The organism is Flavobacterium sp. Sr18, from assembly GCF_011064265.1.
Lineage (GTDB): Bacteria > Bacteroidota > Bacteroidia > Flavobacteriales > Flavobacteriaceae > Flavobacterium > Flavobacterium petrolei.
Genome location: NZ_CP049329.1, coordinates 1,716,323 through 1,739,935, shown reverse-complemented (window position 1 = coordinate 1,739,935; position 23,613 = coordinate 1,716,323). Strand labels below are relative to the sequence as shown.

Genomic DNA, 23,613 nt, shown 5'->3' with positions numbered 1-23,613 from the left:
TTACTTTTCGTTAGTTTTTTCCTCAATTCTTTTTGAAATTCTAAAGATTAACAGAATCATTACAGCACAAAAAGAAGCTGCGATTCCAATAAAAGCAACTACACTTTCTCCTTGAAATGGATTTCTAAAATCCAGCAAAGTAACATTAAAAAGGATTAGAGCGATTGCTAAAAACACCAATATATTAGTGAAAATTTTCATAGTACGTTATTGTTTTTGTTTTGAAATAAAAAAATAGTTGGGACAGTAGTTTTTAAATTGGAATGAAATTGATAAAAAATCTAATTAATTTTGTAGCATTAAATTAGGGGGTAAATTTATGAAAATTTAATTTAGACAAACAAACCTTTAACATTCGCAGCGAATAATTTAACAGCAATTGCAAGCAGTACAACGCCAAAAGTCTTGCGGATGACTCCAAGTCCATTCTCTCCTAGCATTTTTTCAATTTTAGAAGAAGATTTCAAAACGATATATACTAAAATGATGTTCAAAATTATGGCAATAACGATATTAATAGTGTAAAACTGCGATCGTAATGAAAGTAAAGTTGTCATGGTCCCGGCGCCGGCAATCAGAGGAAATGCTAACGGAACAATGGAGGCGGAACTGGCTTCTTCATCACGATAAATCCTGATTCCTAAAATCATTTCCAACGCCAAAAAGAATAAGACAAAAGATCCTGCAACTGCAAATGAATTGACGTCGATGCCAATTAATTTTAAAAGTTCTTCACCTGCAAAAAGGAAAACAATCATGATTACAGCGGCAACAATAGATGCTTTTTCAGATTCAATGTGTCCGTGTTTTGCTCTTAAATCAACAATTATCGGGATCGATCCCACAATGTCAATTACGGCAAAAAGTACCATTCCTACTGTGATTATTTCTCTAATGTCGAATTCCATAATTTGCTTGTTTGTTTACTGCAAAAGTATAGAATTTAGTTTGGTTATGGACTACGTTGATTTTTTATTTATGGACGTAATTCATTCTTTATTTTTATTTAATAATTAGTATTTTTTATTTTTTAAAAAAGTATAAGTATCTGATAATCAATTTGTAAATTTGTTATTAATTTAAAATTCACAGCGATGAAAACGATACGATGGGTTTTTAGTGTAGTGCTGATGTTTCTTTTTGTAAATACTACAGAAGCGCAAATTTTGAAAAAAATTCAGAAAAAAATTCAAGATAATGTAACGCGAAAAGCAGTTGATAAAAGTACAGACACAACTGACGAAGAGGAGCAGCAAATAATGAATAAAAAATTGAATGCTGATGTGATGGCAATGGCGTACGGAAAAAACAAAGTAGACCCTGCTTTGGTTCCGGATTCTTATTCGTTCAGTTGGAAATATTCTTTGGAGATTCAGAGTGAAAATGAAAAGGCGATGATTATGGATTATTTTTTAGAGCCTAATGCGGAATATTTTGGTTTCAAAATGGGGGAATCCGGTGAGATGTTTATGGTAATTGACAGCAGAAATAAGTTGATGATTACTGCTTTTGAACAAGAAAAAGAAAAGGTTGCCATGGCTTCTAAAATGCCTGATTACTCAGAGATAACATCAAAAGAGAATGAAAGTGACGGATTTTCATACAGGTCGCTTCCCAATAAAATAATTATGGGTTATAATTGTAAGGGAATCGAAGCTACAAGTACGGATTTTGTGATGGTATTTTATTATACAAATGAGGCCAAAGTGAGTTTTTCGGATATGTTTAGATCTCAGCAAAGACAGAAAACTCCGGATGTTTTAAAACGCTATTTTAAAACCGGAGACCGATCTTTGATGATGACAATGAGTATGAAAGACTTGAAAGATAAAGGAAAAGTCACCACCATGAAGTGTGTTGTTTTAGAGAAAAATTCTCGAGAATTTCTAAAATCAGATTATAAATTCATGTAACTTATTTTTTATTTTCTTCTATTTTGTTTTCGAATTTTATGATTTGCTGAGGTGCTTTTTTGAATTTCTTTGAATACCTTTGCAAAATGTTTCAACTAGGAAAAACCATCGTCTCAGAAGACTTACTCGAAAAAGATTTTGTTTGCAATTTGACCGCTTGTAAAGGCGCTTGCTGTGTAGACGGCGACGCTGGAGCGCCATTAAGTTTGGAGGAAACTAAAATCCTCGAATCTATTTATCCAAAGGTCAAACCCTTTTTGCGTAAGCAGGGAATTGCTGCTATTGAAGCGCAAGGAACTTGGGTCAAAGGAACAGATGGTGATCTTGAAACACCATTAATCGATGATAAAGATTGCGCTTACGTAATTTTTGATGGTAAAACGGCTTTGTGCGGTATCGAACAAGCGTACAACCAAGGAATAATCGACTGGAAAAAACCGGTTTCTTGTCATCTTTATCCTGTGCGTGTGAAAGATTTTACGGAATTTGCCGCTGTTAATTATGACAAATGGGATATTTGTGATCCAGCCTGTTCTTTAGGTCAAGAGTTAGAAGTTCCGGTTTATAAATTTGTCAAAGAAGCTTTAGTAAGAAGGTTTGGAGAGGATTGGTATGCCGAGCTTGAGACAGTTGCCGAGGAACATAAAAATAATTCAAAATAGAATAAAAAAATCTTGTTTTCTATTTTAAAAATCCTATATTTTACGGTACTTTACACTATTTTTTAGATTTTAATAAACTGATTTACAGTTTGTTATGGTTTTAATAAAAATCTATTTATTTTTCCTTTTGTTAAAAACTATGGCTTATTGTGGATAAGTTTGGCTTTTAGTTTCATCAATATTTGACAATCTTTGTAAAGATGAAAGTCAAAAAAAAAGAGCCTACAGACTCAGAAAGTCTTTGGCTCAAGTTTTGGAAACTCACTCCGTCAATTGTTGGTTTTGGACGACTCATTTTTGACGTAGTGAAATTATTTATCGAAAGATAGAATAATTTAAAAGCCGATATAATCGTAGTGATTGTATCGGTTTTTTAATGCATCAAAAATAGTGTATAAATATTTGAAACAAAGTTAAAGTGCACTTAAAATTATGAACAATTTAATTTTTTGTATTGATAAGTTTTTCAAGTGTATTTATTTTTAATTAATGATGTGTTTTGTTGGCGAAATTTAAAATATTTTTTTTAAAAATAAAATCAAATTTTCTTGTTTACTGTTTTTAAAATCCTATATTCTACGGTACTTTGTGCCCTTTTTTTTAGTTTTAAATATTTGATTTTTAAATATTTAAAATATTTGTGAGAAATGGTCTTCTATTGAGCGTTTGTTAAAAACTATAACCGATTGTGGATAAGTTTGGCTTTTAATTCCAGCAATATTTCACAATCTTTGTAACTCTCAAAACGGAATTTATTCCGTTAAAAACTCAAAAAAACAAACTACTATAAATGGCACAACTTGAACCAATTTTACAAGAGAATAAAAATCGTTTCGTGATTTTTCCTATCAAACACCATGATATTTGGGAATTTTATAAAAGTATGGAAGCCAGTTTCTGGACTGCTGAAGAAATCGATTTGTCACAAGATTTAAATGACTGGAATAATAAGCTTTCTGACGATGAGCGTTATTTTGTTAAACACATTTTGGCATTTTTCGCAGCGTCAGATGGAATTGTAAATGAAAATCTTGCTGAGAATTTTGTGAACGAAGTGCAATATGCAGAAGCAAAATTCTTTTACGGGTTCCAAATCATGATGGAAAACATTCACAGTGAAACGTATTCGTTATTGATTGATACTTATGTGAAAGATGAAGTGGAGAAAGATGAATTGTTCAATGCGTTAGAAGTTTTTCCGGCAATTAAGAAAAAAGCGGATTGGGCTTTGAAATGGATTGAATCAGATTCGTTTGCTGAAAGATTAATTGCTTTTGCAGCGGTGGAAGGAATTTTCTTTTCGGGAGCATTTTGTTCTATTTACTGGTTGAAAAAACGTGGATTAATGCCAGGATTGACATTTTCTAACGAATTGATTTCGCGTGATGAAGGGGTTCACTGTGATTTTGCCGTGCATTTACACAACCACCACTTGGTGAATAAAGTGCCAAAAGAAAGAATCAGAAGTATCATTGTAGATGCATTGAATATTGAAAGAGAATTTATCACCGAATCGCTTCCAGTGAGTTTGATAGGGATGAATGCAGTTTTGATGACGCAATATCTAGAATTTGTTGCGGATAGGTTATTGGTTGAATTAGGTTGCGAAAGAGAATACAATACTACAAATCCGTTTGATTTTATGGATATGATTTCACTTCAGGGAAAAACAAATTTCTTTGAAAAGAAAGTGGCCGAATATCAAAAAGCTGGTGTTATGAATACCGATGAAGATGCTCAAAAAATATCGTTTGACGCTGATTTTTAGAAAATAGTTATTGTAGTATCGGGTGCTTTAGCCCCGATGGAAGGGAATATCCTTTTTGTTTTTTCTTTAAAAACAAAAAGATTGGAATGACAGCGGGATTAGCTTCCCAAAAAAAAATTAACAAATACCCAAAAAAATAGGAAAGGGATTTTCTGTTTTTTAAAAACAATTGAGCTTATGTATGTAATTAAGAGAGATGGCCACAAAGAGCCGGTAATGTTCGACAAAATCACGGATAGAATTAAAAAACTATGCTATGGTTTGAATGATTTGGTTGATGCCGTGAAAGTGGCAATGCGCGTAATTGAAGGACTTTATGATGGTGTGTCGACATCGGAATTGGATAATCTTGCTGCCGAAACTGCTGCGTCAATGACTATTGCGCATCCGGATTATGCACAGTTAGCCGCTCGTATTGCAATCTCAAATTTACATTCGAATACTAAAAAATCATTTTCGGAAACGATGAATGATATGTTCAATTATGTGAACCCAAGAAACGGTCAATACGCACCGTTACTTTCTGAGGAAGTGCATAAAGTGATTATGGATAACGCGGAATTTTTGGATTCCCACATTATATACAATAGAGATTTCAACTACGATTATTTTGGTTTTAAAACCTTAGAAAGATCGTACTTGCTAAAAATAAACGGTAAAATCGTGGAGCGTCCACAGCACATGCTGATGCGTGTTTCTGTTGGAATTCACTTAGACGATTTGAAATCGGTGATTGAAACGTACGACTTAATGTCGAAAAAGTTCTTTACGCATGCAACTCCTACATTGTTCAATGCAGGTACGCCAAAACCTCAAATGTCAAGCTGTTTCCTTTTGGCAATGCAAGACGATAGTATCGACGGGATTTACGATACGTTGAAACAAACGGCTAAAATCTCGCAATCAGCGGGTGGAATTGGGCTTTCTATTCACAATGTAAGAGCGACTGGTTCTTATATTCGTGGTACAAACGGGACGTCCAACGGAATTGTTCCTATGTTAAGAGTTTTCAATGATACTGCAAGATATGTAGATCAAGGTGGAGGAAAACGTAAAGGAAGTTTTGCTATTTATATCGAAACTTGGCATGCGGATATCTTTGAATTCCTGGACTTGAAAAAGAATACTGGAAAAGAAGAAATGCGTGCGAGAGATTTGTTCTTCGCGATGTGGACTTCGGATTTATTCATGAAACGTGTGCAGGAAGACAGTTATTGGACCTTGATGTGTCCTAATGAATGTCCAGGATTGTATGATGTGTATGGTGAAGATTTCGAAAAAATGTACACGGATTACGAAAAAGCAGGAAAAGGTAGAAAAACCATCAAAGCGCATGAATTGTGGGAGAAAATCCTAGAATCTCAAATTGAAACTGGAACACCTTACATGTTGTACAAAGATGCGGCGAACAGAAAATCAAACCAAAAAAATCTGGGTACCATTCGTTCTTCGAATTTGTGTACGGAGATTATGGAATTCACTTCTAAAGATGAAATTGCGGTTTGTAACTTGGCTTCACTTTCGTTACCAATGTTTGTGGAAAACAAAAAATTCAATCATGAATTGTTGTATACCGTTACCAAACGAGTAACCAGAAACTTAAATAAAGTAATTGACAGGAATTATTATCCGGTAATTGAAGGAGAAAATTCTAATAAACGCCACAGACCAATTGGCCTTGGAGTGCAAGGATTAGCTGATGCTTTCATCATGTTGCGTTTGCCGTTTACGAGCGACGAAGCGAAAAAACTGAATCAGGAAATTTTTGAAACCTTATATTTTGCAGCCGTAACCGCATCGATGGAAATGGCCAAAGAAGAAGGTCCATATTCTAGTTTTGAAGGTTCGCCAATTTCACAAGGGGAATTTCAATATAACCTTTGGGGATTGAAAGATGAGGAATTATCAGGACGTTGGGACTGGACTTCATTGAGAAAAGAAGTAATGGAACACGGAGTAAGAAACTCATTATTAGTGGCGCCAATGCCAACGGCTTCGACTTCACAAATTTTGGGTAACAACGAAGCATTCGAACCATATACTTCTAATATTTACACGAGAAGAGTACTTTCAGGTGAATTTATTGTGGTAAACAAACACTTGTTGCACGATTTAGTGGAACGTGGTTTGTGGAACGAAAACTTGAAACAAGAATTAATGCGTAACAACGGTTCAGTTCAAGCACTTAATATTCCGCAAGACTTGAAAGAATTATACAAAACCGTTTGGGAAATGTCAATGAAAGACATTATCGATATGTCACGTCAACGTGGTTATTTTGTAGATCAATCACAATCGTTGAATTTGTTTATGCAAAATGCCAATTATTCTAAATTGACATCGATGCATTTCTATGCTTGGCAATCCGGATTGAAAACGGGAATGTATTATCTAAGAACAAAAGCTGCGGTGGATGCAATTAAATTTACATTGAACAACGATAAAAAAGCAGAGCCAATCGAAATCAAAGAGCAATCAATCGCTGTTCCTGCAGTTGCAGAAGCAGTAGAAATGACTGCCGATGAATATAGAGCGATGCTAGAATTGTCTAAAAATGCTGGTCCAGACGAATGTGAAATGTGTGGGAGTTAAGGATTTCAGAATGATGATTAACGATTTTTGATTTTTGATTGAATCGTAATAAATAAAATTTTTGTCATTTGGGTGAAAAAGAAATATTAAGCAGCTATTGTAATGATAGCTGCTTTTTTTTTGGAGCTATTTCCCGCTTTTCGTTACAAATGAAATTCACTGAACTCCTATGGAAATAACAGTAAAGTGAGGTAATCTTTTTATTCGCCGAAAAGGCGAACAAAAAGGATTTTCACTGCAATCAGGGCTAAAATAGCAAGAGCTAACAGTTTAAATTTGTAAATAATTCACTATATTTGAGATAATTCATACTTTAAACAATCCTTTTATACTAAATGCCATGGAAAATAAAAAATTTACTGTTACTGATGATTTACTAGCTTCCAAAGGCCAACGTCTACTGAATTTCGTTATTGATTTATTTATAATTTACGTTATCGAAATAAGTATTGGTACGACCATAATTCTAATTGGAGATTTAACGAAAAGTGATACAGCATCAAATTGGGTTTCCTCATTAAGCATAGTTGAGAGTTTCTTTTTTGGACTTGTCATCTTGTTTTTTTATTATGGACTTACTGAAATGTATTTTTCTAGAACCTTCGGGAAGTATTTCACGAAAACAATGGTTGTGAAGCATGATGGTTCAAGACCCAATATGAAAAGCATTATTATACGAACACTTTCTAGATTAATTCCTTTTGAGCCTTTTTCTTTTTTAACTGCTGAGCGAGGATGGCATGATACTTTATCAGTTACCTATGTGGTGAAAAAGCATGATTTTATAGCCAAAAAGAAATTGTTTTCGGAGGAATAAGAAATTAGAAAAGATAAAAATAGCAGTCATTTTAGGCTGCTTTTTTGTTTTTAAACACATCCTTTTCTTTATATTCGCTCCTTCTAAATACCAAAAATAAAATGATGAACTGGGAACAACTTTTATCACTAAAACGACAAGGCGACAAAGGCAAAAGATTACGTGTAGAACAAGACGATACCCGCTTGGGTTTTGAGGTTGATTACGACCGTATCATTTTCTCAGCCGCTTTTAGAAGTTTACAGGATAAAACACAGGTTATTCCTTTATCAAAAACTGATTTTGTGCACACCCGATTGACGCACAGTTTAGAAGTTTCGGTTGTGGGTCGTTCATTGGGGCGATTGGTGGGTAAGAAAATTATCGAGAAATATCCGCATTTGAAAGAAGTTCATGGCTATCACATGAATGATTTTGGGGCTATTGTTGCTGCGGCTTCGTTGGCGCATGATATTGGAAATCCACCATTTGGACATTCCGGTGAAAAAGCGATTGGAGAATATTTTTTCATTGGAAAAGGGCAACAATACAAAGACCAGCTTACGGCAAAAGAATGGCAAGATTTAATTGATTTTGAAGGGAATGCGAACGGTTTTTCGGTACTGACGGCTAGTCGTCCCGGAATTGAAGGCGGACTTCGGATATCCTATGCAACTTTGGGTGCTTTCATGAAGTATCCAAAAGAAAGTTTACCAAAAAAACCAACCAAAGACATTGCTGACAAAAAATATGGTTTCTTTCAAACCGATAAAGCTTTTTTTCAAGATGTAGCTTTAGATATGGGTTTGATTCCAAATAAATCAGGCGATAATATAGGTTTCGAAAGACATCCTTTGGCGTATTTAGTGGAAGCTGCCGATGATATTTGTTATACCATTATTGATTTTGAAGACGGAATAAACTTAGGATTAGTTTCTGAGGATTTTGCGTTGGAATATTTAATAAAATTGGTAAAAGACAGTATTGATACATCTAAATACAAAACTTTGGAAACCAAAGAAGATCGCATTAGTTATTTGCGCGCTTTGGCTATTGGAAGTTTAATCAATGATGCTGTAAAAGTATTTGTCGAAAATGAAACGTTAATACTGAACGGAAAATTTCCTTTTGCCATAATGGACAAAAGTAAGTACAAAGCCCAGATGGATGATATTATCAAGATTAGCGTTGATAATATTTACCAAAGCCGTGAAGTCATTGAGAAAGAAATCGTAGGTTATCAGATTATTCAAACGTTGTTGGATAAATTCATAACGGCTTTTAATAATAAATACAATGGAAATGCGTCTAATTACGACTCTTTAATTCTGAAAATGTTGCCTGAGAAACACCATTTGGAAAAAGAGAATCTATATGCAAGATTACTGCATATTTGTCATTTTGTATCGCTGCTGACTGATGGAAATGCACTGGAATTATTTGAAACTATTAATGGGAGAAAAAAGAATTAACTTTTAAAAAACATATTCAATTCCAACACCTATTGCTTGTCGAACTTGTGTTTTTGGGCCTTCAGTTACTTGTATTCCAGCAATTTCTTTTTTTGATTTGATATCGTCGTCGTAGATAACATGTGCTCCAATATTGGCTTTCACATATTGATTTACCACAAGTTCTATCTGCAAGTCGCAATCAATATCTATATTTCCAAAACGATTTACATAATCAGAATATAAGCTCAGCCGATTTTCTAAACTGATATTTTTGAAGATTTCTTTTTTGAATTTATTAGTAATCAGAAAACCAAGTTCCATTTTTACCTGTTCTCCTGCAGTTAATAGGTTTCCATCTAAATCGTAGGTGGCTTTTACAACTCCAAAAGCACCCTGATCAGCCAGTCTTTGGTCTAAAACTAAGGTTGTTTTAAATGTAAATGGAGAGATGTAGAAGGTTCTGTTTTTTTCTTTATTGATATTTTCAGCGCCTATTCCCATAAAAATATAAGCGGGTGCAAAGGGTTTTGAAATAGCTATTTCCGTATTTGGATAGGCGTAACCATTCGTAAATTGCGTATTAAAATTAAATTTAGCCGAATGAAACCAGTTTGAAAGTGTGTCTTTTCTATATCCAAAAGTAGAATTTAAATGGATGGCGTCGTCTGTTTTTCGAAGATCGATTCCATCTTGTTTATTCAAACCGTATCTAATTATTAATTCATTTGACCAGTTATAATTACTTCTGTTATAGACTCTGTGAAATTTACCTTTAAATAAACCGGAAATTGAACTTGTTCCTCCTGCGCTCCAGTTGACAAATGCTACCTCAGAGATGTCAAAGCCTAAACTGTTTTTTTTACTCCAATAGGATAATGGAAGGTAATGTGTTTTTGTTTGTATTTTTAGTGGAACACGCAATGCTTTGCCTGCAGTTGTTAGTGTGGTTATAGGTTTAAGTCCGTCGGAAAGAGTGGTGTTTGTCGTTTCTTGAGAAAAACTATTAAGAGGAAATGTGAAAGTCAGCAGTAATAAAGTGAAGGTTAAAAATTTCATTTTGGGCTAGTTGTATTTGAGGTTGCAAAATAATTATTTTAATAACTTGAAAAAAGTATTTCAAGACTTTTAACGTCAATTTTGCAATATTGTTGTAATTCGGCTACAGTTCCATGTTCAATAAACGCATCAGGAATACCCAAAACAGTAATTTTTGGCGCATAATTGTTCTCTGAGGCAAACTCGAGAATTGCACTTCCAAAACCGCCTTTTACAGTTCCGTCTTCAATTGTAGTGATGGTTTTAAAGGTGTTAAATATATCTTTTAATGCCTTTTCGTCTAATGGTTTAACAAATGAAAAGTCATAATGCGCAATAGTTTCCGGATGTTTCATTTTGGCTATAGCCAAAGAGACATTGTTGCCAATAGTTCCATTGGATAAAACAGCAACTTTTGAACCTTCTTTGATGCAGACACTTTTTCCAATTGCTATTTTTTCATACTTCCCTAGATGTTGTGTTTGCCAATCTTGAATGACTCCGCGACCTCTTGGATAGCGAATGGCTATAGGATGATTTAATCCTAATTGCGCTGTGTATAAGATATTTTGCAAGGCTATTTCATTCATTGGCGCATGAATAATCATGTTAGGAATGCAACGCAAATAAGCCAAATCGAAAACACCGTGATGCGTTGCACCGTCCTCTCCGACCAAACCAGCTCTGTCCAAACAAAATATTACAGGAAGGTTTTGTAGCGCCACATCATGGATTATCTGGTCGTATGCTCTTTGTAAAAATGTCGAGTAAATATTGCAATAAACTAGCATGCCTTGTGTCGCCATTCCGGCGGCTAAAGTCACCGCATGCTGTTCTGCAATTCCCACGTCAAAAGCACGTTTTGGAAAGGCATCCATCATGAATTTTAAAGAACTTCCCGATGGCATAGCAGGAGTAATTCCTATTATTTTCTCATTTTTTCTAGCCAAATCCAATACGGTCAAGCCAAAAACATCCTGATATTTTGGAGGTAAATTTTCTTCGGATTTAACATGGATTTCTCCAGTTAAAGCGTCAAATTTTCCCGGAGCATGATATTTTACCTGATCCTTTTCGGCTTGTTGAAGACCTTTCCCTTTTGTGGTAATGATATGAAGGAATTTAGGTCCTTTTATTTTTTGTAAACGTTTCAGTTCTTTAATCACGGCAAAAATATCATGGCCGTCTATTGGACCCGAATAATCAAAATTCAAGGATTTAATCATGTTATTTTGCCTCGGATTTTTTCCTTCTTTTACAGCAGTTAGGTATTGTTTCAAAGCACCTACACTTGGATCAATCCCGATGGCGTTATCATTAAGAATCACCAATAAATTAGCATCCGTAACTCCGGCGTGATTTAATCCTTCAAAAGCCATCCCTGAGGCAATTGAAGCGTCGCCAATAACAGCAATATGTTGTTTACTGTAATTACCTTTCAAATTAGAAGCAATCGCCATTCCTAAAGCTGCCGAAATAGAAGTAGAGGAGTGGCCTACGCCAAAAGCATCGTAAATACTCTCACTTCTTTTTGGGAAACCGGAAATACCGCCGAGTTGCCTGTTGGTATGAAAATTTTCTCTTCTTCCTGTGAGTATTTTATGGCCGTAGGCTTGATGGCCTACGTCCCAAATCAATAAATCATTTGGGGTGTCAAAAACATAATGCAAGGCAATTGTCAATTCGATTACTCCTAAGCTTGCGCCAAGGTGACCTTCTTTTGCAGCCACAATGGCGATAATAAAATCGCGTAATTCTTGTGCAACTTGAGGAAGTTGCGCTTCGTCAAGCAAGCGTAAATCGATTGGGTTATTGATGTTTGAAAGTAAATTATCTGACATAAAGCAAAGGTACGATTTGAAATTGTATTTTTACAGTCGATAAAAAAAGTTGTTTCACAAAGAATTTAAATTTGCGAATTTGCGGTCTATATTATGATAAATCCTTTCACCGACGAATATTTTATGAAAAAAGCTTTGCAGGAAGCTGAAGTGGCTTTTGAGAAAGGCGAAATTCCTGTTGGCGCTCTAATTGTCATTGATAATAAGGTCATTGCCAGAAGTCATAATTTAACCGAATTACTTCATGATGTTACGGCTCACGCCGAAATGCAATCCATCACTGCTGCAGCGAATTATCTTGGCGGGAAATATTTAATAGGTTGTACACTATATGTCACACTGGAGCCTTGCCAGATGTGTGCCGGTGCTTTGTACTGGAGTCAAATTTCGAAAATTGTGTATGGTGCTAGCGATGAAAATCGCGGTTTTGTAAAAATGGGTACGCAATTGCATCCTAAAACTACTGTTGTTTCTGGGGTTTTGGCTAATGAAGCTTCGGAGTTGATGAAGCGATTTTTTGTCGAGAGAAGGAAGTGATACTATAAACGAATGCCTTAGCCCAGATAGAAACGGCATCCTTTTGCAAAGCTGCCAGCCTTTTGAAGGCTGGTAGCTTTGCAAAAGATATAGCGAATAGCTGGAAATAGCTCCTAAAAACAAATAAATTATAAATTACAGATTGCTTCGACAAATCTCGCAATAACGCACAAAAAAACCGCCAATCTCACGAAAGGCGGTTTGCAATTTAATCTATGACAGCATTTTCTTTTTTGTCGTAGAAATGATATTCTAAATACGTGTAAGCATCACGAGGTATAATTTTCACCCATTTTTTATGTTCAAGAAACCATTTTGAACGTAATGATGGAAAACCTTTGGTAAGGTATGCGGCCACAAAAGGATGTACATTTAGCACAACATCTTTGTGGTTTTTTAATACTCTTTCCAGATCAAAAGCGATTTTATCAATGATTTGAATTGGCGCTTCAATTTCGCCACTTTCATTGTTTGGATCTTCTTCTCTGGTTTTAATATTTACTTCAGGTCTTACTCTTTGTCTTGTAATTTGAACTAATCCAAATTTGCTTGGAGGTAAGATCTTGTGTTTTGCTTTATCATCGCTCATTTCTTCTTTCAAGAAATCGAACAACACTTTACGATTTTCAGGATTTGACATATCGATAAAATCAACTACGATGATACCACCCATATCACGAAGACGTAATTGTCTTGCGATTTCGGCAGCTGCAATCATATTGACTTCCATGGCTGTATCTTCCTGGTTGGTGGCTTTATTAGAACGGTTTCCGCTGTTTACGTCAATGACGTGCAAAGCTTCAGTGTGTTCGATAATAAGATACGCCCCTTTACTCATGGATACTGTTTTTCCAAAAGAAGTTTTGATTTGTCTCTCTATGTTGTATTTCTCAAAAATAGGTGTGTCTTTTGATTGATAAAACTTAACAATTGATTGTTTGGATGGTGCAATTTCTTGCAAATAATCCTTTGTTTGGTTGTACAACTCTTCATCATCAATTTGAATACCACTAAAGGTATCATTAAATACATCTCTTAATATTGAAGAAGCTCTGTTGAGTTCTCCTAATACCTTAGACGGATGATGAGCGGTCGGTAATTTTTTACACATTGCAGTCCATCTGCTGAGCAGGTTCTGCAAATCTTTTTCTAATTCGGCTGTATTTTTGCCTTCTGCTACTGTGCGAACAATAACACCAAATCCTTTTGGTTTGATGGATTGTACTAATCGTTTCAAGCGTTCTTTTTCTTTTTTGTCTTCTATTTTTTGTGAAATAGAAACGCGGTCAGAAAACGGAACCAAAACTATAAATCTTCCGGCAAGAGAAAGCTCAGCGCTAATTCTTGGTCCTTTTGTAGATATAGGTTCTTTGACGACTTGTACTAAAACAGATTGATTGGAACTCAAAACATCAGTAATGGTGCCATCTTTGTCTATTTCTTTTTCAAACTGAAAGTTTTTTAGGGAGAAATCTTTTAATTTACCTGCGCTTACAAGTTTTATGAATTTCAGTTGGGAAGCTAAATTAGGTCCTAAATCATGATAATGTAAAAAGGCATCTTTTTCGAAGCCTACATTTACAAATGCAGCGTTAAGTCCGGCAACTGGTTTCCTGATTTTGGCAATAAAAATATCACCAACCTGGAAGTTGCTTTTTTCTTCTTCTTTGTGTAATTCAATTAGTTTTCCATCTTTTAATAAGGCAAAATCTACGGCTTCAGAACTAGATCGGATGATTAATTCTTTATTCACGCTGTACATTTTTATCTATTCGCCAAAGCGAACAAATGGATTAAACAATATTTTAACAGGTATTGAACCCGGGGAGGAAAAGACTTAGAAAATCAAAGAGACAAGAAGCAAGATTTATAAGTCTTATTTCTTTCTTCTTTGTTCTAGTTTTCTTTTTCTCAATTTCAATGAACTTTTAAAAAGAAAAAAGTAGTTTAAAACTACTTTTTCTTTTTGTGACGGTTAGCTCTCGCTCTTTTTTTACGTTTGTGCGTTGCTACCTTATGTCTCTTTCTTTTTTTACCACTTGGCATGTCTTGTCGATTTTATGATTAATATTATTATTTTGCTTCGTTATTTGTTTTCACTCCTTCTACAAAAACTTTTGCAGGTTTGAATGCAGGAATGTTGTGTGCAGGAATTTTTATTGTGGTATTCTTAGAAATATTTCTTCCTGTTTTCTCAGCTCTAGTCTTCACTATAAAACTTCCAAAACCTCTTAAATAAACATTGTCTCCAGTTTCTAATGAATTTTTCACTTCATTCATAAAGGTCTCTACAGTTGCTTGTACATCTCCTTTTTCAAGACCTAATTTTTCTGAAATTTTTGCTACGATATCTGCTTTCGTCATTTTCTTTCCTATTTATAATGTTGTACTATTTTTTTGAGTTTGCAAATATAGGAATTTAAAAAACAATTATTCAAGCTAATTCATTAAATTTTAATCACATAAACTTTTACTTTTGCTAACAAATAATTAAAACATGATTTTTTCTAACTTGTTAATACAATGGTATTTACAAAATAAACGCGATTTACCTTGGAGAAATACCACTGATCCGTACCCTATTTGGCTCTCTGAAATCATGTTGCAACAAACGCGTGTGGCACAAGGAATGCCTTATTTTTTGTCTTTTACAACCGCTTTTCCCACTGTTTTTGATTTGGCGAAAGCCAATGAAGAACAGGTTTTGAAACTCTGGCAGGGATTAGGATATTATTCCAGAGCCCGAAACTTGCATGAAACTGCGCAGCATATAGCACAAGAATTATCGGGAATTTTTCCAGGTAATTATAATGACTTGTTGAAATTGAAAGGAGTAGGAGAATACACTGCGGCCGCTATCGCTTCTTTCTCCTATAATGAACCTGTTCCGGTTGTTGATGGGAACGTGTTTCGGGTTTTGTCCCGTTATTTTGATGTGGATACGGATATTGCTCAGGCTTCCTCCAAAAAAGAATTTGCTGCTTTGGCTTTCGAACTGATGCCAAAGGATAATCCGGCAACCTTCAATCAAGCCATTATGGAGTTTGGTGCGTTGCAATGCGTTCCTAAAAGCCCGAATTGCGGTATTTGTGTTTTCAACGAAAGTTGCGCTGCTTTGCAAAAAAATAAAGTCGATCAGTTGCCTGTAAAGTCCAAAAAACTAAAAGTTAGAAACCGATACTTTAATTATCTAGTTCTTGAAGACGAAACGGGAAATACAATTATACAGAAAAGAACGGACAAAGGAATTTGGCACAACTTATATGAATTCCCTTTGATCGAAACCGAAAAAGAAGAAGATTTTAGTACTATTGCTACTCTTACTCAAACCGATTTTAGTAGCCAATACGAAATTATGAGTATGTTAGAATACAACGAAAAAAGTATCATTCATAAATTGTCACACCAACATTTACACATCAAGTTTTGGAAAGTAAAAGTAAAAGGAACAATTGAAAACGGAATCGATACGGAAACTTTGAGAACGTTTCCGTTCCCAATTGTGATTCATAATTTTATTGAAAAGGATTTATAGAGTTTCTAAAAAAATGTACCTTTGATGAAATACCATATTCTAAAATGAACGGAACATTAAATAAGGTTATGCTAATTGGTTTTCTTGGCGACGACATCAAAATGCATTATTTTGATGGTGGCAATTGTATCGGAAGATTTCAATTGGCTACAAACGAAGTGTACATCAACAAAACTACCAACGAAAAAATCACTTCTACAGAGTGGCATAATCTGGTAGTACGCAATAAAGCGGCTGAACTTTGTGAAAAATACCTTTCTAAAGGAGATAAAATATACGTGGAAGGACGCATTAAATCACGCCAATGGCAATCAGAGGATGGAAGTACAAAACACACCACAGAAATTCAGGTAACCGAATTCACTTTTCTTTCCACAAAAAAAGACAGTGAAAACAACAAACAAATTCCTGCAGTTGATGTTCCGAAAAACACTAATTTTGACTCGGAAAATAATGTCTTGCCTATTAATGACTTGCCATTCTGATTGTTTAATTAATCTTAACTAATTTGGACCCAGAGCCCAGTTTATTTTTTTCTTACGCTATTGATACTACAGTAGTGTTTGGTTTTATAGGAATTGCCATTTTGCTGTTTTGTTCCGCATTAATTTCAGGAGCTGAAGTAGCCTTGTTTTCGTTGTCACAAAAAGACATCGACGAAACGATACAAGAAAATAACTCCAAAGGGAAAATTATTGTTTCACTTTTAGCAAAACCTAAAAAATTGGTTGCAACACTTCTGGTTGCGAATAATTTCATCAATATCTCCATAATACTTTTGTTTTCAGTAGTTGGAAATACTATTTTTTCGGAAATTACAGCGCCACTTTTAAAATTTACTTTGGAAGTATTGGCCGCTACTTTTTTGATTTTGTTATTTGGCGAAGTTTTGCCGAAAGTATATGCCAGCAGAAACAACGTAAAGTTTGCCAAGGGAATTGTGTATCCAATTGCTTTTTTGGACAAATTGCTTTCGCCAATAAGTTTGCCTATGCGAGCGGCAACGATTTATTTCCACAATAAATTAGCGAAGCAAAAAACAAATTTTTCTGTTGACCAATTATCACAAGCCTTAGAATTAACAGCATCGGATGAAACTTCTACAGAAGAGCAAAAAATTTTAGAAGGAATTGTAAGCTTTGGAAATACAGATACCAGACAAGTTATGAGTCCCAGAATCGATATTTTTGCTTTAGAAATAGACGAAACCTTTGCCGGTATTTGTCCTAAAATTATAGAAAAAGGGTATTCCAGAATTCCGGTGTATCGAGACAATATAGATCAGATAGAAGGCGTTTTGTTTGTTAAAGATTTGTTGCCACATATTAATACAAATGAATTTGATTGGAAATCGTTGTTGCGAGAGCCTTTCTTTGTTCCTGAAAATAAAAAATTAGATAATCTTTTAAAAGATTTTCAAAGCATGAAAAGTCATTTGGCTATCGTTGTTGATGAATATGGCGGAACATCAGGATTAGTTTCACTTGAGGACGTCATTGAAGAAATTGTTGGAGATATCAGCGATGAATTTGACGATGAACATATTAATTTTTCTCAAATTGACGATAAAAATTACCTTTTTGAAGGAAAAATAAACCTTAAGGATTTTTATCGAATCATTGATGTCGATGAAGAGTTATTCGAAATCAAAAAAGGAGAAGCTGAAACACTGGCTGGTTTTATTCTTGAAATTTTGGGAAATTTTCCGAAAAAAAATCAGAAAATTTCATTCGAAAATTGCTTGTTTACAGTTGAAGCCGTGGATCAAAAAAGGGTAAAGCAAATAAAAGTAACTCTTGAGTAATCCTCGACTTAAACCCTCTAAGCAATCAGAATCATTGTAAAATGTGTTTCTTTAGAAAAAGAAAAGATTAAATAAATTTAGAAAAAAGATGTTAAAAAAAATAGTCGCTTTTTCAATAATAAGTATAATATCATTGTTAGTTTTTAGTTGCAAAGATGATGTCCTGCCAAAACCTTCCAGCTATTTGCGATTGGATTATCCAGAAGCTAAATATGTAAATTTCGAAAACGAATGTCCTTTCACATTCGAAATGAATTCTGATGCGGTTATAAAAAAAGACAAGAATTGTGGTTTGACGATTACATACCCGAAAATGAAAGCAACTATTTATTTGACGTATAAACCAGTAACCAAAAACATTAATGAACTGTTGCGTGATGCTCAAAAACTGACTTTTGAGCATGTTATAAAAGCAGATGATATTCTGGAACAACCCTATTTGAATTCAGACAAAAAAGTGTACGGGATGTTTTACCAGGTAGAAGGAAATGCGGCGACAAATTCACAATTTTATGCCACGGACAGTACCAGACATTTTGTAACTGGCTCTGTTTATTTTTATGCAAAACCTAATTATGATTCTATTATGCCAGCAGCAAGTTATGTCAAAAATGACATGCAGCGACTAATGGAGACCTTAAAGTGGAAATAACAAGGATAAAGATTTACCAAAATATTGCTTAACAATAAATAATCTTTAACAACATATAAGACATTTAAGTGCAAATAAGCCCGTGAATACTAAATTCCGAGCTTTCTAAAAGGACCTTCAATGACTTATATGTTAAAAAAAAGCATCCCCAGTAAGAGAATGCTTTGCAGTAAAAAATGTGAAAGTCAATTTACGACTTCATCTTCAAAACTTTATACGTTTTACCATCGGCAGCAGCTTCGACAACTGTTGTCAGTTTTTCTGGTGTTTGAACTGTTTTGTCAAAAGTTACTGTGGCTAATTTTGTATCAAAATCTACCGTTGCTTTTTGGACACCATCTAGTGCGGTCAAATCTTCTTGAATAGTTTTGGCGCAGCCTACAGCGCATGTCATTCCTTCTACAGAGAAACTCGCTGTTTGAAGATTAGCAGCAGCAATTTCTTTTTTAACTTTTGGAGCTTCTGTAATTGCAGTTTCTTTTGCAGCCATCTCTGTTTCTTTTTCCTTACAGCCTACAAATAAAACACTGGTAAGTACTATCGTTACGATTGATTTTTTGATATTCATTATGAAGTATATTTTAAAGATTAAAAGCGTTTTTGTATTTCGCAAAATTAATTAAAAAAAGAAGGACTAATTCATAAAATAATTACAATTTTGGGGCAAAATTATTTTTATGGAATCAAAGCAATTAAAATGGGTATACTTAATGGTTCTTGCCTTGGTTTGGGGAAGTTCATTTATACTGATAAAAAAAGGATTAATCGGTTTAACAGCTTTACAATTGGGATCGTTGCGAATTATTTTTGCAGCTGTTTTTTTATTGTTGATCGGGTTCAAAAGTTTGTCTAAAATTCCGGTACATAAATGGAAATACATTGCCTTAACTTCTATGTTTGGGACATTTATTCCGGCTTATTTGTTTGCGATTGCCCAAACCGAAATTGATAGTTCTGTTAGTTCTATTTTGAATTCGCTTACTCCTTTGAATACATTAATTCTGGGTGCATTAGTTTTTGGATTGCAGTTTAAAAGAAATCAGATTTTTGGGATTCTAATTGGTTTAATAGGAAGCGCTTTGTTGATTTTGAATGGTGCTATTCATCATCCGGAACAAAATTATTATTATGCTATTTTGGTTTTAATAGCTTCTATATGTTATGCAATAAATGTAAATTTAATCAAAAAATATTTGCATGATTTGAGTCCATTGAGCATTACTACCGGGAATTTTATGGTGTTGTTTTTTCCGGCATCCCTAATCTTATTTTTCTCTGGATTTTTCGAAGTGGTGCACGATGTTAAGGTGCAGGAAGCGGTTTTATTTATAATGGTTCTTGGGGTTGTAGGAACCGGAATTGCGAATATTCTATTTTTTAAATTGATCCAAATGTCTTCACCTGTTTTTGCTACTTCGGTAACGTATTTGATTCCCGTTGTTGCTTTTTGCTGGGGGTTATTAGACAATGAAATGTTGACGCCGGTTCAGTTTTTTGGCGCTTTTATTGTTTTAATTGGCGTGTATTTATCAGCTAAGAAATAGGTTCAATAATAGTATTAAACGATGAAGGCTGCCTAAAAAGACAGCCTTTGATTATTTATTCAAGATTTGATTATAGAAAATCAGCATCCGAAACACCTTCGTTGATTTTTACATCAGACATTTTTATGTCCAATTCAAAACCTACATTTTGGATGATATTAAAAGGAACTTTAACTCCTTTTACTTCTTTGTAATCTGCATAATTTGTAGTTTGTGTGATGCTTTGACCACCTTGTTCTACCACTTTAGATTCTGCTAATTTTAAACCAGAAACTACATCATAATATAGAGTAGTTTTACCGTTCTTAACGGCATAAGCGTCTTTTCCATTAATTGACTCGATAGTTTCTAGTGTTAAACCTTGTTTTTTAGAAAGAGATAATTCTTCAAAAGGTGTTGCAGCTGCTCTCATGTCTGTTAGCATCGTTCCTTCGATGTTCTGACGTTGCCCTTGCTGCATTACATAAGCTCCTTTTTCATTTACTACTTGTTTCATTAAGCTCATAGTTCCCATGGCTAATTCAACCATAAGCTTTCCTTTGGCATCAATTTTAGAAGTAAAATTTAATGGAGAAGGTGCTTGTGGAATTGTTGTAGTTCCGGTCATTGCGATTGTTTTTACTTCTAATGCTGCTTTTTCGCCGCCAATAGCTTTGATGTAATTGTCAATAACGCTTTTTGCAGTAACTCCAGCTGGAACCGATTTTTTGAATTCAGGTTTAGCCGTTGGGTTTCCGTATTTATCAAAGTACGATACCGGGAATTTTAATTTTTCTAAACTAGGAGCTACATCAGCTGCTTTTCCTACTATTACAATTCTGCTGTTGTCTGCCAAGAAGTATTTATTGGCTACTCTCAAAATATCATCTGCTGTTACAGCACTGATGTTTTTGATGTAGTTTTCATAGAAGTCAGCTGGTAAGCTTTGTGTTTGAATTCTCAAAGCATATCCTGCTACCGTTTGTGGTTTTTCAATTTGCATTACAAATCGTCCTATGTATCCTGCTTTTACATTGGCTAACATTTCATCAGTCACTTTCTCTGTTCTGATTTTTTTGAATTCTTTGAAGATTTCAACAACAGTACTATCAGTTACTGCATTACGAACTTGTGTAGAAGCATTGAAAGTAGAAACGCTTTTGTCACCAGAAATACTAGTTCTAGCGCCGTACGTCCATCCGTGAGCTTCTCTTAGGTTCATGTTGATATAGCTATTGAAATCACCTCCTAGGATTTGATTGGCAACCAAGACAGCAAAATAATCAGGATCAGTCATTTTAAGGTTCGAAATATTTACAACCGCAACTTCTGATTGAACTGCATTAGGCATGTCAATAAAGTTGATTTGTGAATACTGAACGTCTTTTGGATCATTAAAAGTTGTCGATGGCGCAGTTGCTTTTTTCCATGAACCAAAGAATTTCTCTACCATTTTTTTTGTTTCGCTGAATTTTACATCACCCACAATAATTAGGTAAGCATTACTTGGAACAAAATAAGTATTATAATTCGCTTTTACATCAGCAAGAGTTACGTTTTTCAACGTAGCTTCACTTACATATTCTCCGGCAGGATGGTTTTTTCCATAAGTCAAAACATCTACAACTCTTGCTGCTACTGCTGAAACGCTTTTTTCATTCGCTTTTAAGCCTTCGATAAGTTTTGTTTTTTCTTTGTCAAATTCTTCTTGAGTGAAGTTTGGGTTTAATGCACCGTCAGCCATTAATTCCAATACTCTTCCAGAATATTTAGACAATGCACTTGCTGATGCACCGTTTGAACTAAAATTGATGTTGGCTCCCAGAAAATCAACTTCTTCATTGAAAGCTGCTTTCGAAATTTTTGTGGTACCGCTTCCAATTAAAGTACTGGTCATATCAGCAACTCCTTTTTTGTCGCCTTCAGTATACGGATCATTGTCTAAAGTAAGACTGAATGCTACTCTTGGTAATTTATGGTTTTCAACGACCATAACTTTTAAACCATTTTTTAATTCAAAGGTTACCGGTTTTCCAATTTTTATCGTTGGAGCGACTCCGGGTTTTGGCTGAGGGATGATTTGTCCTTGCATGATTACTGTTAAGAACAAGCTTGATAAAATTAATATTGATTTTTTCATAATGATATATCTTAGTTTTGAGCTTTGTCTTTAGATGGAACATAATCCAAAACTAATCTTTGGTTTGGATTTAAATATTTCTTGGCAATATCTCTGATTTCCTCACGAGTGATAGAATGGTAGATTTCGATTTCGGTGTTGATTAAGTTTACATCACCGTATAACAAATGATAAGAAGCCAAGTTGTCAGCGATACCGTCAATGGTCGAGTTGCTGTTTACATATTGGTTTTCGAATTTATTTTGTAACTTTTGTAGATCTTTTTCAGAAATCAATTCTGTTTGTAGTTTTGCAATTTCCAAGTCAATTTCGGCAAGAATATTCTCGGCAGTATTTGGAGCTTGTGGCAAACCGTAAATGATGTAGCTTCCATAATCTTCTTGACTGTTGCTAAATGCACCAATTTGTAAGGCCATTTTCTTGTCATCAACTATTTTCTTGTATAATCTTGAACTTTTTCCATCACTTAAAATAGAAGAAATCATGTCCAATACTCTAGCGTCTCTGGTTTTCATAGATGGCGTTCTATACGCTGCTACGATTGCAGGGATCTGGATATTAGCATCTTCAAATTTTGCTTTTATGGTTTGAGTAATTGGTTCTTCAACAAATGTTTCTCTTTGGATAGCAGCACCTTTTTTGATTGGTCCAAAATATTTTTGGATCCATTCCTTGGCTTGTTCATTTTTGAAATCACCGGCAACAATCAAAACAGCATTGTTAGGAATGTAAAATTTCTTGTTGAAAGCTTGGAATTCTTCTAAAGTTGCGGCGTCTAAATGGCTCATAGAACCAATAGTTGCCCAACGATACGGGTGTTTTGTGAAGATATTCTTTTTTACTTCCGCTAAAAAGTTTCCGTAAGGCTGATTGTCAACACGAAGTCTTTTTTCTTCCTTTACTACTTCGTTTTGGGTATCAACACCAATTTGATTGATTACTGGGTGTAACATTCTTTCTGCTTCCATCCATAAACCTAATTCTAAGTTGTTAGAAGGGAAAACTTCATAATAATAGGTTCTGTCATCAGTAGTGTTGGCGTTATTTACACCACCGTTTCCAGTTACAATCTTAAACCACTCACCACGTTTGATGTTTTCAGTTCCTTCAAACAATAAATGTTCAAAAAAGTGAGCAAAACCAGTTCTCTCTGGATTTTCGTCTTTGGCACCCACATGGTACATTACTGATGTAATAACGGTAGGAGCAGATGGGTCGTTGTGCAAGATCACATGCAAGCCATTGTCTAATTTGTATTCCTCAAAAGCTACTTTTTGCGCAGAAGCGACTCCTCCCAGCATAAACAAAGCACCTAAAGCCATTAATGAATTTTTCATAAGGTTAATAATTTTGTTAATATG

General features: G+C 34.6%; 21 protein-coding genes. 12 read left to right on the top strand and 9 right to left on the bottom strand.

The annotated features are described in order from the left end of the window. Entirely contained in the window at positions 1-201 is a 201-nt protein-coding gene (locus G7A72_RS07705; protein ID WP_113634088.1) for a hypothetical protein, read from the bottom strand. Between the two features lie 131 nt (positions 202-332). Next, positions 333-908 carry a MarC family protein gene (locus G7A72_RS07700; protein WP_371807562.1) on the bottom strand — a complete coding sequence of 192 codons (576 nt, stop codon included), beginning with the start codon at positions 906-908 and terminating at the stop codon, positions 333-335. A gap of 186 nt (positions 909-1,094) precedes the next feature. Here G7A72_RS07700 and G7A72_RS07695 point away from each other — a divergent pair, with 186 nt between their 5' ends. The 6 genes from G7A72_RS07695 to dgt all read left to right on the top strand — a co-directional run bounded on the left by G7A72_RS07695 (position 1,095) and on the right by dgt (position 9,203). Then, the gene (locus G7A72_RS07695) at positions 1,095-1,913 is read left to right on the top strand and encodes a hypothetical protein (protein WP_165152040.1); all 819 of its coding nucleotides are present in this window, start codon (positions 1,095-1,097) and stop codon (positions 1,911-1,913) included. 86 nt (positions 1,914-1,999) lie between these two features. Further along, positions 2,000-2,575, top strand: a complete 576-nt coding sequence (locus tag G7A72_RS07690) for a DUF3109 family protein (protein ID WP_113634085.1) — start codon at positions 2,000-2,002, stop codon at positions 2,573-2,575. Positions 2,576-3,365: 790 nt separating this feature from the next. After that, complete coding sequence (locus tag G7A72_RS07685; protein WP_165152039.1) at positions 3,366-4,343, top strand: ribonucleotide-diphosphate reductase subunit beta; 978 nt, start codon at positions 3,366-3,368, stop codon at positions 4,341-4,343. 177 nt (positions 4,344-4,520) lie between these two features. Beyond that, positions 4,521-6,935 (top strand): ribonucleoside-diphosphate reductase subunit alpha, encoded by a 2,415-nt coding sequence (locus G7A72_RS07680; protein ID WP_165152038.1) that lies wholly within the window; start codon positions 4,521-4,523, stop codon positions 6,933-6,935. 340 nt (positions 6,936-7,275) lie between these two features. Continuing rightward, a complete protein-coding gene (locus tag G7A72_RS07675; protein WP_165152037.1) occupies positions 7,276-7,752 on the top strand; it encodes an RDD family protein in 477 nt (158 codons plus the stop codon). Positions 7,753-7,856: 104 nt separating this feature from the next. Further along, the gene (gene dgt, locus G7A72_RS07670; RefSeq protein WP_165153703.1) at positions 7,857-9,203 is read left to right on the top strand and encodes a dGTP triphosphohydrolase; all 1,347 of its coding nucleotides are present in this window, start codon (positions 7,857-7,859) and stop codon (positions 9,201-9,203) included. A gap of 3 nt (positions 9,204-9,206) precedes the next feature. Here dgt and G7A72_RS07665 read toward each other — a convergent pair whose 3' ends face one another. Both G7A72_RS07665 and G7A72_RS07660 read right to left on the bottom strand, forming a co-directional pair. Then, entirely contained in the window at positions 9,207-10,241 is a 1,035-nt protein-coding gene (locus G7A72_RS07665) for a DUF3078 domain-containing protein (RefSeq protein WP_113664966.1), read from the bottom strand. A 38-nt stretch (positions 10,242-10,279) separates the two neighbouring features. After that, positions 10,280-12,061 (bottom strand): 1-deoxy-D-xylulose-5-phosphate synthase, encoded by a 1,782-nt coding sequence (locus G7A72_RS07660; RefSeq protein ID WP_165152036.1) that lies wholly within the window; start codon positions 12,059-12,061, stop codon positions 10,280-10,282. Between the two features lie 93 nt (positions 12,062-12,154). On the opposite strand from G7A72_RS07660, the gene G7A72_RS07655 reads away from it, so the two are divergent. Next, the gene (locus tag G7A72_RS07655) at positions 12,155-12,598 is read left to right on the top strand and encodes a nucleoside deaminase (protein ID WP_165152035.1); all 444 of its coding nucleotides are present in this window, start codon (positions 12,155-12,157) and stop codon (positions 12,596-12,598) included. A 208-nt stretch (positions 12,599-12,806) separates the two neighbouring features. On the opposite strand, the gene G7A72_RS07650 is transcribed toward G7A72_RS07655, so the two are convergent. Both G7A72_RS07650 and G7A72_RS07645 read right to left on the bottom strand, forming a co-directional pair. Continuing rightward, a complete protein-coding gene (locus tag G7A72_RS07650) occupies positions 12,807-14,351 on the bottom strand; it encodes a ribonuclease E/G (protein WP_165152034.1) in 1,545 nt (514 codons plus the stop codon). A 320-nt stretch (positions 14,352-14,671) separates the two neighbouring features. After that, positions 14,672-14,962: an HU family DNA-binding protein gene (locus G7A72_RS07645; RefSeq protein WP_066080765.1), complete on the bottom strand. Its 291-nt coding sequence runs from the start codon at positions 14,960-14,962 to the stop codon at positions 14,672-14,674. A 133-nt stretch (positions 14,963-15,095) separates the two neighbouring features. On the opposite strand from G7A72_RS07645, the gene mutY reads away from it, so the two are divergent. From mutY to gldD, 4 genes are all read left to right on the top strand, one after another. Further along, a complete protein-coding gene (gene mutY, locus G7A72_RS07640) occupies positions 15,096-16,133 on the top strand; it encodes an A/G-specific adenine glycosylase (RefSeq protein ID WP_165152033.1) in 1,038 nt (345 codons plus the stop codon). Between the two features lie 44 nt (positions 16,134-16,177). Beyond that, positions 16,178-16,618: a single-stranded DNA-binding protein gene (locus G7A72_RS07635; protein WP_113664971.1), complete on the top strand. Its 441-nt coding sequence runs from the start codon at positions 16,178-16,180 to the stop codon at positions 16,616-16,618. Between the two features lie 23 nt (positions 16,619-16,641). Further along, the gene (locus G7A72_RS07630) at positions 16,642-17,937 is read left to right on the top strand and encodes a gliding motility-associated protein GldE (RefSeq protein ID WP_165152032.1); all 1,296 of its coding nucleotides are present in this window, start codon (positions 16,642-16,644) and stop codon (positions 17,935-17,937) included. A gap of 88 nt (positions 17,938-18,025) precedes the next feature. Next, positions 18,026-18,589 carry a gliding motility lipoprotein GldD gene (gene gldD / locus G7A72_RS07625; RefSeq protein ID WP_165152031.1) on the top strand — a complete coding sequence of 188 codons (564 nt, stop codon included), beginning with the start codon at positions 18,026-18,028 and terminating at the stop codon, positions 18,587-18,589. 190 nt (positions 18,590-18,779) lie between these two features. Here the strand turns inward: gldD and G7A72_RS07620 are convergent, their stop codons facing one another. After that, positions 18,780-19,157: a heavy-metal-associated domain-containing protein gene (locus tag G7A72_RS07620; protein WP_113634074.1), complete on the bottom strand. Its 378-nt coding sequence runs from the start codon at positions 19,155-19,157 to the stop codon at positions 18,780-18,782. 109 nt (positions 19,158-19,266) lie between these two features. Between G7A72_RS07620 and G7A72_RS07615 the strand changes: the two genes are divergently transcribed. After that, on the top strand, positions 19,267-20,133 hold the full coding sequence (locus tag G7A72_RS07615) for a DMT family transporter (protein WP_113634073.1): 867 nt from the start codon (positions 19,267-19,269) through the stop codon (positions 20,131-20,133). Between the two features lie 70 nt (positions 20,134-20,203). Here the strand turns inward: G7A72_RS07615 and G7A72_RS07610 are convergent, their stop codons facing one another. Continuing rightward, positions 20,204-22,252: an insulinase family protein gene (locus G7A72_RS07610; protein WP_241258597.1), complete on the bottom strand. Its 2,049-nt coding sequence runs from the start codon at positions 22,250-22,252 to the stop codon at positions 20,204-20,206. An 11-nt stretch (positions 22,253-22,263) separates the two neighbouring features. Continuing rightward, complete coding sequence (locus tag G7A72_RS07605; RefSeq protein ID WP_165152030.1) at positions 22,264-23,589, bottom strand: pitrilysin family protein; 1,326 nt, start codon at positions 23,587-23,589, stop codon at positions 22,264-22,266. Positions 23,590-23,613 lie beyond the last annotated feature (24 nt).

What these genes read in the sequence shown, in the direction of transcription:
- G7A72_RS07700 (WP_371807562.1), bottom strand. Translation starts at nt 908, where the DNA reads ATGGAATTCGACATTAGAGAAATAATCACAGTAGGAATGGTACTTTTT.
- G7A72_RS07695 (WP_165152040.1), top strand. Translation starts at nt 1,095, where the DNA reads ATGAAAACGATACGATGGGTTTTTAGTGTAGTGCTGATGTTTCTTTTT.
- G7A72_RS07610 (WP_241258597.1), bottom strand. Translation starts at nt 22,252, where the DNA reads ATGAAAAAATCAATATTAATTTTATCAAGCTTGTTCTTAACAGTAATC.
- G7A72_RS07705 (WP_113634088.1), bottom strand. Translation starts at nt 201, where the DNA reads ATGAAAATTTTCACTAATATATTGGTGTTTTTAGCAATCGCTCTAATC.
- G7A72_RS07690 (WP_113634085.1), top strand. Translation starts at nt 2,000, where the DNA reads ATGTTTCAACTAGGAAAAACCATCGTCTCAGAAGACTTACTCGAAAAA.
- G7A72_RS07620 (WP_113634074.1), bottom strand. Translation starts at nt 19,157, where the DNA reads ATGAATATCAAAAAATCAATCGTAACGATAGTACTTACCAGTGTTTTA.
- G7A72_RS07680 (WP_165152038.1), top strand. Translation starts at nt 4,521, where the DNA reads ATGTATGTAATTAAGAGAGATGGCCACAAAGAGCCGGTAATGTTCGAC.
- G7A72_RS07655 (WP_165152035.1), top strand. Translation starts at nt 12,155, where the DNA reads ATGATAAATCCTTTCACCGACGAATATTTTATGAAAAAAGCTTTGCAG.
- G7A72_RS07660 (WP_165152036.1), bottom strand. Translation starts at nt 12,061, where the DNA reads ATGTCAGATAATTTACTTTCAAACATCAATAACCCAATCGATTTACGC.
- G7A72_RS07615 (WP_113634073.1), top strand. Translation starts at nt 19,267, where the DNA reads ATGGAATCAAAGCAATTAAAATGGGTATACTTAATGGTTCTTGCCTTG.
- G7A72_RS07635 (WP_113664971.1), top strand. Translation starts at nt 16,178, where the DNA reads ATGAACGGAACATTAAATAAGGTTATGCTAATTGGTTTTCTTGGCGAC.
- G7A72_RS07675 (WP_165152037.1), top strand. Translation starts at nt 7,276, where the DNA reads ATGGAAAATAAAAAATTTACTGTTACTGATGATTTACTAGCTTCCAAA.
- G7A72_RS07645 (WP_066080765.1), bottom strand. Translation starts at nt 14,962, where the DNA reads ATGACGAAAGCAGATATCGTAGCAAAAATTTCAGAAAAATTAGGTCTT.
- gldD (WP_165152031.1), top strand. Translation starts at nt 18,026, where the DNA reads ATGTTAAAAAAAATAGTCGCTTTTTCAATAATAAGTATAATATCATTG.
- G7A72_RS07685 (WP_165152039.1), top strand. Translation starts at nt 3,366, where the DNA reads ATGGCACAACTTGAACCAATTTTACAAGAGAATAAAAATCGTTTCGTG.
- G7A72_RS07605 (WP_165152030.1), bottom strand. Translation starts at nt 23,589, where the DNA reads ATGAAAAATTCATTAATGGCTTTAGGTGCTTTGTTTATGCTGGGAGGA.
- G7A72_RS07665 (WP_113664966.1), bottom strand. Translation starts at nt 10,241, where the DNA reads ATGAAATTTTTAACCTTCACTTTATTACTGCTGACTTTCACATTTCCT.
- mutY (WP_165152033.1), top strand. Translation starts at nt 15,096, where the DNA reads ATGATTTTTTCTAACTTGTTAATACAATGGTATTTACAAAATAAACGC.
- dgt (WP_165153703.1), top strand. Translation starts at nt 7,857, where the DNA reads ATGAACTGGGAACAACTTTTATCACTAAAACGACAAGGCGACAAAGGC.